Origin of the sequence: Prevotella scopos JCM 17725, from assembly GCF_018127785.1 — a bacterium.
Lineage (GTDB): Bacteria > Bacteroidota > Bacteroidia > Bacteroidales > Bacteroidaceae > Prevotella > Prevotella scopos.
Map to the genome: position 1 here is coordinate 748,951 of NZ_CP072390.1, position 13,108 is coordinate 762,058.

17 protein-coding genes are annotated in these 13,108 nt (G+C 43.9%); 7 read left to right on the forward strand and 10 right to left on the reverse strand.

Features of this window, described 5'->3' with window-relative positions; genetic code table 11:
* Nucleotides 1-6 precede the first annotated feature (6 nt).
* The 7 genes from J4856_RS08465 (at nucleotide 7) to J4856_RS08495 (ending at nucleotide 6,346) form a co-directional block, all read left to right on the forward strand.
* Nucleotides 7-459, forward strand: a complete 453-nt coding sequence (locus J4856_RS08465; protein WP_025838472.1) for a YfeC-like transcriptional regulator — start codon at nucleotides 7-9, stop codon at nucleotides 457-459.
* Nucleotides 456-1,985 carry a hypothetical protein gene (locus J4856_RS08470; protein WP_065367816.1) on the forward strand — a complete coding sequence of 510 codons (1,530 nt, stop codon included), beginning with the start codon at nucleotides 456-458 and terminating at the stop codon, nucleotides 1,983-1,985. The genes J4856_RS08465 and J4856_RS08470 overlap by 4 nt, the downstream gene beginning before the upstream one ends.
* 2 nt (nucleotides 1,986-1,987) lie before the next feature.
* Entirely contained in the window at nucleotides 1,988-2,428 is a 441-nt protein-coding gene (locus tag J4856_RS08475; protein ID WP_025838477.1) for a phage protein Gp36 family protein, read from the forward strand.
* Nucleotides 2,425-3,756, forward strand: coding sequence for a phage portal protein family protein (locus J4856_RS08480; protein WP_025838479.1), 1,332 nt, complete (start codon nucleotides 2,425-2,427; stop codon nucleotides 3,754-3,756). Before J4856_RS08475 ends, J4856_RS08480 begins: the two co-directional genes overlap by 4 nt.
* Nucleotides 3,756-5,108, forward strand: coding sequence for a phage head morphogenesis protein (locus J4856_RS08485; protein WP_025838481.1), 1,353 nt, complete (start codon nucleotides 3,756-3,758; stop codon nucleotides 5,106-5,108). Before J4856_RS08480 ends, J4856_RS08485 begins: the two co-directional genes overlap by 1 nt.
* Before the next feature lie 129 nt (nucleotides 5,109-5,237).
* Nucleotides 5,238-5,846 carry a phage virion morphogenesis family protein gene (locus J4856_RS08490; RefSeq protein WP_025838483.1) on the forward strand — a complete coding sequence of 203 codons (609 nt, stop codon included), beginning with the start codon at nucleotides 5,238-5,240 and terminating at the stop codon, nucleotides 5,844-5,846.
* Nucleotides 5,847-5,848: 2 nt separating this feature from the next.
* Complete coding sequence (locus tag J4856_RS08495) at nucleotides 5,849-6,346, forward strand: hypothetical protein (protein ID WP_025838485.1); 498 nt, start codon at nucleotides 5,849-5,851, stop codon at nucleotides 6,344-6,346.
* Here the strand turns inward: J4856_RS08495 and J4856_RS08500 are convergent.
* From J4856_RS08500 to J4856_RS08545, 10 genes are all read right to left on the reverse strand, one after another.
* Nucleotides 6,285-6,584, reverse strand: coding sequence for a hypothetical protein (locus J4856_RS08500; protein WP_036889196.1), 300 nt, complete (start codon nucleotides 6,582-6,584; stop codon nucleotides 6,285-6,287). The two genes, J4856_RS08495 and J4856_RS08500, sit on opposite strands and share 62 nt — an antisense overlap.
* Nucleotides 6,585-6,734: 150 nt before the next feature.
* Complete coding sequence (locus J4856_RS08505) at nucleotides 6,735-7,379, reverse strand: DUF3164 family protein (protein WP_025838487.1); 645 nt, start codon at nucleotides 7,377-7,379, stop codon at nucleotides 6,735-6,737.
* A 1-nt stretch (nucleotide 7,380) separates the two neighbouring features.
* Complete coding sequence (locus J4856_RS08510) at nucleotides 7,381-7,779, reverse strand: hypothetical protein (RefSeq protein WP_025838489.1); 399 nt, start codon at nucleotides 7,777-7,779, stop codon at nucleotides 7,381-7,383.
* The gene (locus tag J4856_RS08515; RefSeq protein WP_025838491.1) at nucleotides 7,737-8,036 is read right to left on the reverse strand and encodes a hypothetical protein; all 300 of its coding nucleotides are present in this window, start codon (nucleotides 8,034-8,036) and stop codon (nucleotides 7,737-7,739) included. Before J4856_RS08515 ends, J4856_RS08510 begins: the two co-directional genes overlap by 43 nt.
* A 94-nt stretch (nucleotides 8,037-8,130) precedes the next feature.
* Nucleotides 8,131-8,421: a hypothetical protein gene (locus J4856_RS08520; RefSeq protein ID WP_025838493.1), complete on the reverse strand. Its 291-nt coding sequence runs from the start codon at nucleotides 8,419-8,421 to the stop codon at nucleotides 8,131-8,133.
* A 6-nt stretch (nucleotides 8,422-8,427) separates the two neighbouring features.
* Entirely contained in the window at nucleotides 8,428-8,658 is a 231-nt protein-coding gene (locus J4856_RS08525) for a hypothetical protein (protein ID WP_025838495.1), read from the reverse strand.
* A 180-nt stretch (nucleotides 8,659-8,838) separates the two neighbouring features.
* On the reverse strand, nucleotides 8,839-9,447 hold the full coding sequence (locus tag J4856_RS08530) for an ATP-binding protein (RefSeq protein ID WP_234967285.1): 609 nt from the start codon (nucleotides 9,445-9,447) through the stop codon (nucleotides 8,839-8,841).
* Nucleotides 9,448-9,451: 4 nt separating this feature from the next.
* Nucleotides 9,452-10,417 carry an AAA family ATPase gene (locus J4856_RS08535; protein ID WP_025838498.1) on the reverse strand — a complete coding sequence of 322 codons (966 nt, stop codon included), beginning with the start codon at nucleotides 10,415-10,417 and terminating at the stop codon, nucleotides 9,452-9,454.
* A 163-nt stretch (nucleotides 10,418-10,580) separates the two neighbouring features.
* Complete coding sequence (locus tag J4856_RS08540) at nucleotides 10,581-12,635, reverse strand: DDE-type integrase/transposase/recombinase (protein WP_065367815.1); 2,055 nt, start codon at nucleotides 12,633-12,635, stop codon at nucleotides 10,581-10,583.
* Nucleotides 12,636-12,646: 11 nt separating this feature from the next.
* Nucleotides 12,647-13,024 carry a hypothetical protein gene (locus J4856_RS08545; RefSeq protein ID WP_025838499.1) on the reverse strand — a complete coding sequence of 126 codons (378 nt, stop codon included), beginning with the start codon at nucleotides 13,022-13,024 and terminating at the stop codon, nucleotides 12,647-12,649.
* Nucleotides 13,025-13,108: the final 84 nt, after the last annotated feature.

Below are 13,108 nucleotides of genomic sequence, written 5' to 3' on the forward strand. Positions count from 1 at the left end.
GGCAATATGACAAAGACGAATATAGACAAAAAAGGCATTGCAAAGTCTCTCTACATGGAGGGAAGTTGCACACAAGAGGAGATAGCTGCAAAAGTAGGAACTACAAGGCAAACAGTCTCTCGCTGGGTACGTGAAGGAGGTTGGGAGGAGCTGAAAGCTTCATTTACGATTACACCTGACCAGATTATAGCACAGTTTCAGAGACAGATTATTGAAATCAACAACAATATTCAAAATCGTGAAGAAGGTAAGAGGTTTGCTACAGCTCAGGAGGCCGATGCTCTTGCTAAGATCGCTGGTGCTGTCAAGAAGTTAGAAAGTGATGTTGGTGTTGCAGACTGCATCAGTGTTGCTACGCGCTTTCTGTCTTGGCTACGTCCTCTTGATATTGATGTAGCTAAGCAGTTTAACAACCTCTTTGATGCGTTCATCAAGGACCAAATGGCAAAAGCAAAATGACACAGGAAGAAAGAATTGCATTAAGGAACTGGGAAGAGTTCCATAAATCATTCACCTCTGATATGCCTGTTGAGAATGGGCTGTCAAGACGTGATATTGAACGCAGACGAAAGGAACTGGAACAAGACCCTATTAAATGGATTCAGTATTTCTTTCCCAAGTATGCTAAATATGAATTTGCACCTTTTCACGTGCGTGCTATTCGTCGTATTATTGAACACGATGAATGGTACGAAGTTCTTTCGTGGAGTCGCGAGCTTGCAAAGTCTACAGTGTCTATGTTTGTCTTGATGTATCTTGCACTCACTGGGCGTAAGAAGTTCATAGTGTTAGCTTCGGCAACTATAACTTCAGCAACACGTTTACTTACACCTTTCAGACTTAATTTTGAGAACAACCCACGTATTAAGCAATTTTATGGCATTCAACAGCTTGTAGGGCAATGGACAGAAACAGACTTCACATGTCGCTGTGGTGCTAAGTTTGTTGCACTTGGTGCTGGTAGTGCTCCACGTGGTGCAAGAAACGAAGCTGTACGACCTGACGTCATCTATCTTGATGACTATGACACAGATGAGGACTGCCGCAACCCTGAAACTCTTAAAAAGAAGTGGGATTGGTTTGAAGGTGCACTCTATCCAACACGCTCTATCTCTGAGCCAACCCTGATACTTTGGTGTGGTAATATCATTGCAAAAGACTGTTGTATTGCACGTGCTGGAGCAATAGCAAAAAACTGGGATATTGTAAACATCCGCGATAAGAGTGGAAAATCTACTTGGCCTGCAAAAAACACAGAGGAGCAGATTAATACAGTTCTTGCTGGTATATCTGCAAGAGCTGTACAAGCAGAGTACTTCAATAATCCTGTTTCAGAAGGTAAGATCTTCCGTAATCTTCCATTTGGAAAGGTTCCTGCTTTGTCTAAGTTTAAGTTCCTTATCGGATATGGAGACCCTGCGTATTCTGACAGTAAAAAGAAAGCGTCGTCAACAAAGTCTCTTTGGCTTATTGGCAAGTACAAAGGTGTCTACTACATTATCAAAGGTTTTTTAGGTCACGAGACAAATGCAAATTTCATTGGTTGGTACTTTGAGCTTGCTAAGTATGTAGGGGGCAAGGCTACGGTTTATTGGTATATAGAGAACAATAAACTACAAGACCCATTCTACGAACAGGTCTTCAAACCACTTCTACGTGAGGAACAGCAGCGTCGTAATACAAGTCTCTTTATTCGTGGCGACAGCCGAAAGAAAGCAGACAAAGCGACACGTATCGAAGCTAACCTTGAACCAATTGATCGTAATTGTCAATGGGTATTCAACGAAGAAGAAAAAGACAATCCTATGATGCAGGAGCTTATCAACCAATGCAAACTCTTTGAACTTAACTTGCCATACCCTGCTGATGGACCTGACTCTCTTGAAGGTGGAATCACAATGTTAGATGAGAAGATGGCAGAGATTGAGCCAACTATAACTATCAGTTTTCATACAATGGATGAGCAAAATCCTTATAAGATGTGATTATGAATAACTTTATCAATATAGAAGACTACGATGCAAGTATTCACCGCGAGATACTTGATGCGCTGCTGCGTAAAGAAAGTCCAACTTATGATCCTCAGATAGTTGAGATATGTGAGGATAGAGCGGTAAGTGAAATGCGAGGATATCTGAACAAGATTTATGATTGTAACGCTATCTTTTCCGCAAGAGGGGAAGATAGGCACCCTCTCATTCTTATGTTTGCACTTGATATAGCTATCTATCACATCTTTACACAACACAACCCTTATAAGATTGCGAAGATACGCCAGGACAGATATGAGCGTGCTATAGAATGGTTGAAAGGTGTAATGGGAGGAGACGTAACGATTGACGGGGCTCCATTGATGCCTGAAGATAAACTTAAAAATAATAGTCGTTGGCAGATACAAGCTGACGGCTTAAGACCAACATTGCTATGAACAGAAAGAAAAAAAATAGCCCTAAGCAAGGCAAAATAATACAAGGTGGAATGCTCGTTCCACAAGGAATGAGACAGCCAGACATCGTTCTACAGATGCCTGAGATATTCATGTTTGACATGAATGCGTATATGCAATCTGTTAAGGCTGCAAAGGGAATAGACTTCTCCAATAGAGCACGTCTGTATGATATGTATGACAGTGCTTCTCTTGACCTTCACCTGTCTGGAGTCATTGCAAAACGTATGCGAGGTGTTACGAAGATTCCTATTGAGTTTAGAAGAAATGGTGTACCTGATGATGAAATCAACAATCAGATAAAATCACCCTGGTTCAAACAGCTGAGGAAAGACCTTGTTATGTCAGAGTTCTGGGGCTTCACACTTGTACAGTTCTATCTCAATGAGGAAGGTAATATCCGTTATGACCTTATTAATCGCAAGCACTATGATCCTATACATCGTAAGCTACTCAAGTATCAAGGTTCAATGGATGGCGTGCCTATTGATGACTTCCCTGATATGCTTTTTGTTGGCAGCGAACGTGACCTTGGTATTTATGCAGAACTTCTGCCTGCTGTACTCTATAAGCGTGGTGATATGTCAGACTGGGCACAGTTCTGTAACATCTTTGGTATGCCAATTCGTGAGTACACTTACGATGCTGGAGACGAGGACGCACGCCGTCGTGTCATCGCTGATGCACGCCGACAGGGTGCGAACGCAGCATACATCCATCCAAAAGAAAGCGAGCTGAAACTTGTAGAGGCTGGTAACAAGACTGGTTCCAGCGACCTTTATAAAACTTTTGCTGAGTACTGGGACTCAAAGATGTCTATACGTGTGCTGGGAAACACGCTCACCACAGACGCTAAGTCAACAGGAACGCAGGCACTCGGTTCTGTACACAAGGAGGAAGAGGACGAGATGAACTCTGATGATCGTGATTTCATTCTTGATATTCTCAATTATGATATGCGACCTATTTTCGCCTCACTTGGCTTCAATGTGGAAGGTGGTGAGTTCGTCTATGCAAAGAAAGACAAGATTAACCCTGCTCAACAGATAGACATCGTTCAGAAGCTTTCGTCAATGGGTCTTCCGATTGATGACGACTACCTCTATGAAACGTTCTGCGTTGCTAAGCCTGATAACTACAAACAGCTGAAAGAGGAGAAGGAGGCAGCAAAGGCTGCTTTCAGAGAGCAACTGGGTATGCATGGTAATGATGATGACAAAAAGAAGCAAGACAAAAACACTGATAAAACAGCGTTCAAACAGCATTTGAAAAGTTTTTTCGGACTCGCCCCAGACAAAGGGGCAAACTGATGATTGATACGCTCTATTATGGTGAGCATTGCTCTTGCTCTGGGCATAGTCATTTCCACAACGAAAGCCCAGCTATCTCATTTAATGTTGTGCAGGCTTTTCTACAGAGAATCCATAACAAGCCTGAAATAGCTGAAGGCATTGATCCTGGATTATGGTCGGCTGTCGTTAAAGTTATCAACGAGGCGACTGTGGAGGGACTTTCACAGAGCAATGCTGCAAGTACACATGATGAGAAGTTTTATCGCGCCCTGCGCCATTCTAATGAGGTTTTCGCTGCATTCAAAGTACATTCATTGGCTGGAGAGGTCGCAAATAAATTGCTGGACAGTGACGGTAAACTGAAACCCTTCCGTCAATGGGCTGACGATGTAAAGGGAATTACATCACATTACGTCGGTGCGTGGCTTCGTACGGAGTATGACACTGCTGTTATCCGTGCACACAACGCAGCAGACTGGCGTGACTTTGAACGTAACAAGGATATCCTGCCTAACCTACGATGGATGCCGACGACTTCACCAAGTCCTGAAGGGAGTCATCGTGACTATTGGATGGCGAAGCTTACCCTGCCTATTGATGATCCTTTTTGGAACACGCATCACCCCGGTGACAGATGGAACTGTAAGTGTTCCCTTGAAGCTACTGACGACCCTGTAAATCATCCTGCTGATATGAACACCCCTCTGCCACAAAAAGGACTTGAAAACAACCCTGGTAAAGATGGACATATATTCAACGACACTCATCCGTATTTCCCTGATAAGTGTAGTCAATGTTCTTTTTATAAGCCTGGTGTTAAAGGGCGAATTACGACCCTCTTCATGAATAGGAAGAAGGATTGTTATAACTGTCCTTATGTAGATGCTGCCATCCCTAATGGCTTCTATCAGGACAAAAAAATGAGAGAAAGGCTGCTAATAAGTAACACTGCTGATAAGCAAGACTTAAATGCAAATATTAAGGTTTCACATTCTCTTCTCTCTTCATTCCCAAATATGAAGATTAGAATACGACCACATATTTTGGAAGAAGATGTAAGTAATCCTGAACTTGAAATAAATGGGTTGATTGCAGATAATAAGATGATACGAGGAGAAAAAGGAATAACCTCTGCTTTTCAAAAGGCTATTAAGCAAGGGTGTTCTATTGTCATTATCGATTTGGATGCAAGATTAAAACGACTTAATACATTTGAACTTTCTAAGTATCTGAACAGGCGAAAAGCAGACTTTGAAAAGGGTATAATAAAGGAGACCTATGTTGTTTATAAAGGTAAGGCTGTAAAGGTTATACCTTACACGCAGAATAGGGTGGAAATAGAAAATGTTCTAAAACAATTAGAGCCGTAAAATACGGCTCTATATGGTCGGACGGCTGCGGAGCTTGAAGTTATCGCACTTATATGCAGACTCTCATCCTAATGCAAAAATAATGATTTATTCTGATACAACAAACATTTTCGACAAAAAAGTGAAGAAATGGATGCAAAAGAAATAGAAAGGCGTATCTCACGTGTCAAAGACGAGATACAAAAGGAGGTGACAGATAGACTTCCTCGAAAGGTCGGTGTCGTGGCTGCAAACCACTTCAAGCAGAACTTCCGAGATGGTGGCTTCACGGATGGAGGAGTTCACCAATGGAAACGTACGAAACGACAGGACGGTAATACGACGGATGCAAAATACTCTCCTCTTACCTCTCGACGCAATCATCTTATGCGTTCAATACAGAGTGAAACGTCACCTGGGCAAGTTACAATATCCAATCCTGTACCTTACGCAGCTGTTCACAATGAAGGTGGTACTATCAAAACGCATCCAACTATTACAAAGCGTATGCGGCGTATGGCATGGGCTAAGGTGTATGCACTATCAGGCGTGAAAGGCAAAGGGAAACTTCCAAAAGACTTACCTTCTGGAGCTAAGATGTGGAAGGCTCTCGCACTCACGAAAAAGACAAAGCTTAATATCACAGCACGCATTCCACGACGTCAGTTCATTGGTGATAGCCGTGAACTGACAGCAAAAATTAACAAGATGCTTGATGAGAGCTTAGGGAAAATTAAAGAACTTGTAAGTAGAACATAAATATGGAACAGACACTCTGCCAACTGATAGACTTTCTTAAAGAGAAAATGCCGTCGCTTTCAGTTATTGACGAAGACTACGGACAACTTGAAAATATAGAGGACGAGGATACTGATATGTATCCGCTAACGTTCCCTGCTGTACTTATAGAAGAAGCGCAGACAGAATGGAGCGATATTGGAATGCTGGCACAGAAAGGAACTTGTAGGCTTCGCATCCGTCTTATCATAGACTGCTATGATGACACTCATGCAACGAGTGGAACAACACAGGCTGTCAGAGAGCGTAATGAAATGCGTCACCAGTTGCACCAGCTACTACAGGGAACCTGTCTTGGCACTGATGCTCCTTTGATACGCAAGTCTTCCAAGTTCTTTACTTGGAAGCACGGAATAAAAGTGTATGAGATGATGTACGAGTGTACAGTGTCAGAATTGGTTAAGGAAACAAGGACGGTTCAGAAACCTTCTTTACGCGTGAAGATGGGCGTGAAGGTGTAACGCGAAAGCCTGTGAAGAGCGGTGCTTTCATCTGCTTGCCATCTACTGTTTCGCCACGTTTAATCATATCACGAATGATATGCAGCACACGGCTTTCAGACAGATAAAACTCTTCATTGGAAAGTATGCGGATAGTATCATCGAAACGGAGGCGTCGTTCCTCCGTCCAGTAGAAGTAACGCTCAAATAACCTTCTGTTGCGTGCTTCTATCAGTTTACTATCTCTTCCTTTACTCATATCTGCAAAATTAACAAATAATCATCTTATTTGCAAGTATTTACACCTTTTTATCTGCTTATTACAAATAAAAACCGCCCAAATGTGTGTTCGTACACACTAATGGACGGTTTTATTCTTAAACAGGAGTTAGTTGATGATTTTTGTCTGTTACAACCTACAGAAGCTTGGTTCTACACGTTCCCAGACATTTGTCTTTGGGTTCTTCTGATAGAAGTAGTAGTTGATAGCATTCTTCTGAACCACATTCGCCTCCTTGAAAAGTGTCATAATCTCTGAATACTCACTATCGAACTTATCCTCCAACTCATACAGCTTAGAGATGCTCTTGTAGTCCAAATCACCAGCCTTATTGCGCTCAAGCAGTGTCATTGCCATCTGATACATTGGATCGTCCGAACCTTTCTCGCTTTGCTTCATATAACGCTTGAGATAGTCGATTAGACGCTCTGCAGCAAGGTCGGCACGCTCATCAAAGCCTTTCACCTTATTGCTTGAGATTTCAAGGCGGAAATCGCCGTCAGTAATCGTGTAGCTTCGCTGGTCGTTCTTGCGAACCTGACCATAATCACGCATCACACTTACAAAGCTCTCTACTTCACCCTGTAACCAGTCGTGGAATCCACGCACGTCAGTCACGATACGTGTTAAGCGTTGCCACACATCGTGCATCATCTCAGCACGTAGCCCCTCGTAGGTCTCACGGCGTTCAATACGACTCTGCTTTTCTTCGTTCTGTAACTCAGCAAGTAGCTTCGCACGCTCTTCCTTGCTCAAATTCTTAATGTTTACCATATTATTCTGTTTTTTGTTTTCGGATGATCATTCTTATTTTTGTGTTCAAAGCATTGAGATCATCCGCTGTCAACGCTCTAAATGTTTTTCCTGCTATACGTGGGTCTTTACAGAAACCATCTACACGGTTCCAGTCTGTCGTATCTATGCCGTATATCTGCAGCTGATGAAGAACTCCGCTACGTGCCTTGCGTAGGATATCATACTGCTTACGTCTTCGCTCGTCATATCCTGTAATATCCTCCATCTGTCTACACATAGCATCATACTCTTTATCTGACATCTGATGAAGGTGTACTGTTCTGTTTTGTGTGAATTGATAGACCAGCGTTTCCTTGTCAGCACCAGGCATCTTCTTTAACAGGGTATAAAACCTTGCGTAGTTCCTGTTTGCTCCCATAGCTTTTCCTCCTTCCAATCTTTATATGCTTTACGACCAGAAGCTACAGCCTCTGTAAGATCATCGCTAAGGTCACTCTGACCGAACAATGGTATGCCGTGTACACTCACATATAGCTCACCATTAAATTCCATTACTTGTACGGCTTCACGTGCCTCTGCATCGAGCCGTGCCTGCCGTTTAGTTTCTATACGATCAGCACGCTGTTCGTGCCATACTTGCAATCTGCGTTTGATTTTGTCTAAAAATGTAGTCATAATCTTTTTTGTTTTAGTTGACAAGTTTATGGGTTTACAAGTTGACATGTTAATCGTACTGATAACTTGTTTACTCATTCACTCGTCTACTCGTTTACTTACTGATATAATATATTTGAATAGTCTTTTTATTTCGTTTAATGTGTAACTCTGTCTGACCACCCTCTATCATAAGGTAGGACGTGATTCTACTTCTTACCGTTATGTCTCTACGATCATAGAGTTTATAGATAAACCAATCAACAAAGTCTTTCAACTCCCTCCATCCTTTCTCGCTGTTTTCTATTCCTCGCAAAGAGTAGCCTTGATTGATAGCTCTTTGCAGTTTTAACAGCCATTCAGGCTTATCGGTTGGTGTTATCGAATGTGATAGTAACCTTTCCATAGTTGTTTATTCTGAAGCCTTCCACTCAACTCTAATCACTGCATCAAGCTTACCACTGCCTCTACAGATTGGGCACTCTTTCTTATACCGCTCTTGCCAATCATCCTCCTGCCAACGGTATCCGTTCCCTTGACAGTAGGGGCAAATGTGCCCTTGACTCTCGACTTGGTCTGTCATCCTACCACCAGGAGTCACCAGACCAGGACTAATCTCAATAAATCGTTTTTCCTTACACATAGTTTTATTGTAACTCTAATTGAACATTAAAATGATACTCTCTGCACAGCCTTTTCACTTGTACTACATCGAACGGCTCTCTGTCAAAAGCGAAGAAGATTGTGCGTTCTCGTGTAAGTACTCTCACTCCTTTCTTCCGTAGCTTGTACAACAGGTTGTCTCGCTTGTTTGCCATAGCCTTTACTCTTTTGTTTCACCCCAGTATATATCTGCTCGCTCTTTCCATATCGTGTAATAGCCAAGGTTGCCAAAATAGCGTCCTTTACTGATTGCTCTGTAACCTTCCACCCATATCTTCAGTGCTGCATCAAACATAACACTCACTGCCGTGCGACCTGAAGGCTTGTTGCCGTCTGCCTGACTGATAAAAATGAGCAGCTTATCACGATGTCGAGCCTTGAATTCCTGATACTCCTTAAAGCTCATCTGTGTGTATTGAAAACTATCAATAACTACGATATCTGGACTTTTACGCTTCTTGAGACGTGCATCAAGATCTTCCATACTCTCACTGATGAGGATAAACCGCCGTGCAACATCTTGCATACCTGCTTTCATAATTGCATTCTTCATTGTTAGTGAGAAACCCTCCTCTAAGGAGTTATAAGCAATCTTTCCGTACTTTGCCAACTCTTTGCAGAGCTTCATCGTAAAGCTGGTCTTACCGCTTCCGCTTCGTCCCCAGATGAACCATACACCGCCTCGTTCTGGTGCTCCGAAGGCCTCCGCCCAGTCTCCTTCAAATGGATAGGTTTCTTTCTTCATGCGCAGCATATCGGTTACTGACATTGCTCTATTCATCACATTTAGCTTTATGGTTTGAATTTCGTTTGGTACTCAAACACTGTTTTACCACTGTTTGAGCTCCCTTCCCTTCGGAGGGGCTGGGAGAGGCTTTAGCCATTAACTTCACTCTATGAATACTCTTCTTCACACGTCTTAGGTCAAACTCGTATTCTTCAGAATCTCTCACCACTTCTGATATGCGTGCTTTGTCCGTCACGCCATTTGCCATGCAAACCGCATAGACATCGTGAGCACCAGTCCTCTCCAGCTCAAAGAACTTGCGACCGATACGTGAGTGTATCTCGTTATATCCACACTTGTTGTAACGCAGTCCCATCGTCATACGACGCTTGATATAGCTTGTTGAGAAGAAGACGATACCACACTTATCCTCTAATCTGTTATACAAGTCGATGAAGTAATGAAATACACGCTCTGGTAATTTGTCCGCCTCGTCAAAAAGAAGCAGCGGTGCTTTCATCTGAATGAGGTCATCAATGATGCGATCGAGTAGCTCTCTGATGCTGTAACCTTCTGTCTTCTGACCGATACGCCGTGCTATCTCACGAATGAAATCGCTCTTCTTCATATCCTCGGAGCAGAGAATATAAAACACCTCGCCATGCTCACTTGCATATAGCTTGGCTGTGGTAGTCTTTCCGCAGCCTGCTTCACCAACTACCCACGTAACATTCTTGACTGTCTGGGCATCGTTCATAGCGAATACCATTTCCTGATAGGCTTTCGTTTCCACAACCTGCCAGTCTGTACCTGCACTTGTGCCAAGCTGCGATGCAAGGTTGCGCCACATATCGTCACTGATGTTTTCCCACTTGCCCTGCAGAATGCTGCTCACAGTTGCGCTACTTGTTCCTGTGAGGCTCTGTGCAGCCTTGTTCTGACTTGGATACTTGCTGACATATTGTTTCAAGCTCTCCTGTATCTGTCCTTTTTCGTTCTTTGTTAGTTTCATATTATTGTTGTCTTTTATTTATTGTTCCTGCCAGTGAGGCATTGCCTCGCTGCTTATAATTACCTTATCACTTTCAGTGCATAAGTGACCCACTTTTGATGCGTAAGTGAATGACTTATCATTGGTTTATTTTGTCCTTGCCAGTGAGGCATTGCCTCGCTGCTTATAATTTCCCAGCTACCGAAGCCATATCAACCACAGCCGTCTCAACATTCGCCCAGTCTTCAAGGCTTACTTGCTTCGTCTTTCGTCCTATCTTATACTCTTCTGGCGACTTGCTATAGATGCCTGTACGACGTTCTATCTGTCTGCGCTCGGCTGCTGTCATTCCCTTAGGCTTTGGACTACGTAATCCGTGCTGCTCTGGCATTACGCCGTGAGCCTTTTCAATCTCACGTCCTGCAACGGTACGCTCAATGCGGTCAGTGGTATTCGCAGCCTGTTCCTGTCTGATGAATGCAGCCTCGCCTTCTGTCTGCTCTTGTATCGCACGATGTATCACAACGTAAGGCTCTGCTACTCGTTCAAATCGCAGACTGCCGTCAGCCTCTTTCTTATAGAGGCGAATGCTTCCGAAGTCGTAAGGATCATACTTAACAACGAACCGCTCGTAAGTGTGCTGCCTGCGCCACTCGTGGTCTGGCATACCAGGTTCGCTCATCACTTCGTATTGTCGCTTCTCTTTCTTAATAGTAACATTGATACCTTGATCGGTGAAGGTACTCATACGCTTAGCCGTTACCCAGAACATATCCACCATATCGTGTGCCGTAACCTGCTGCGTTTCCTCATTCACGCTGCTGTCGTAGGCTTCCTGACGACTCTTGCCGTATGCAGGGTGCGCCATTTCGTTCCACTCCTTAGTAGCCTTTGCGTAAGCATCTTTCAGTTCCTCAAGCGTATAGAGTGAGTCCTTGTTTTCCTCAATAAATTCAAGGTTCGGACGGCTCGACATCTTCTTTGCCGTAATGTTCTGACCTGTGAAACGCCAATCCTTATGCAGCACTTGTTGTTGGAACCGACCGAACACCGCCTCAATGGTCTTTGATTCGCCGTTATAAGGTTGCGTGGTCCTATGCACGTGGCAAAGCTTCTTAAACAGTCCGTCGGCATCAAGTTTTTTATGTCCGCCTTGGTTGTCGTGAACAATCTCGTAAGGCTTGTGCTTGCTGGTCTGAATTGCCATACGGTAAGCGAGATATTGCGCCTCGTAATCCTCACTATCGCTAATGTGCCAGCCAAGCATCACCTCACTCATCGCATCAATGACGACATAGACCTGCGTGGTGCGTACCTTACCAGTATCATCCTTATAATATAGGTTCAGCTTCGTGCCGTCACCATACCACAGCGCATCACGCTTCGTTGGCAATGCCGTACGGTGCTTACGTCCGAACTTCTGTCGTGCTGCCTGCTCACCATGCACAGCATCGTACCATAGTTGCATTATCGCAGCACTGTTCAGCCAACGTTTCATACCGCTAAGGCTTTTCAGTGGCTTCCAGCCGTTTGCTTCCGCCTGGCGGTTTGCCTCTTCAAAGAGCTGCGCATCGGTGTAGACAGGAACCCTGCAACGTTTCAGTGCGATGAGTAGCTGTCCGAACTCGTCTGTTATCTTCTGTGTGTTCTTATTTCCGACCTTACCGCTGATAAGGCTCTTGTAGCCATCTGCCTTGAAAGCCTTAATCTTTGCTTTCAGTCGTGCTTCATTCTGTGGAAGGGTGTGCTGATACTCTTTGCGCATAGTTTCAGAACTCTGATAGATTACCTCCCAAGCTCCTGCAGTGCTGCCGTTCAAACTCTGACGAATAGCTCTACGCTGTGCCATCATCTTCAACAGCTCTTTCAGAACACTCGCATTAATGGTGTACTCTTCAATGAGCTTCTCTGTAAGATGTTCCTGCTTGCCGTTCTTCTCGTAAGTGAAGTTTTCAAAGAACTCACGTGCCTCACTGTCCAGCTTGATGCGGTCACGCATCATCGCTTCCTTCATTCGCTGCTCTGGATCACCGTATCGTTCCATATACCGAGCCTTGTATTTCTGAGGAATGGAACTCCATGCGTAGAGTGCCTGACCGCCCTCGCCACCTCCACGGTGTACGCTGACAATATTTCCACGGCTCATGTTCTGACGTAATGTAGCAGCTTTAATAACTGCATCACTACCTCCAGTCAGTTCCGCGTAGGTTACGCACAATATCTTGTTGAAGTATTCCATCCCAAATATAGTTATAAGCTCATAGCCATCAATTCAACCTCACTCTGCAACTCCATGAAGGCAGGTATGTTCATATCTTGCTCTCGACGTGTCACAACTCCGTCAACAAAGACACTCACGCTGCCATCCTTACGGTCGAAAACCAACTTCACTCGCTCACCGAAGGTCTGTGTCATTGTCTGTTCTGCTTCCTCGTGAGTAGTTTCAACCTCTGCCTGCTTCCAATTAGGAGTTCCGTTCAGCTGTGTCAGTGCAGTGAAGCGAATCTTCCTTGCAAGCTCGCTATCACTTTTGAAATTCAGAGCCTTCCATACCATTACTGTGGTGCAGTTAAAGACTTCACACAAGTGAGCTTTACCTTTCTTACTTACATAGATTTGTTTTTCCATAATTCCTTTCTTATAATGTTAATCTTGTAGGCGGTGGGGAATCGAACCCCAGTCGCTCCGATGCTTTTAATTCCGTGTCCGCTA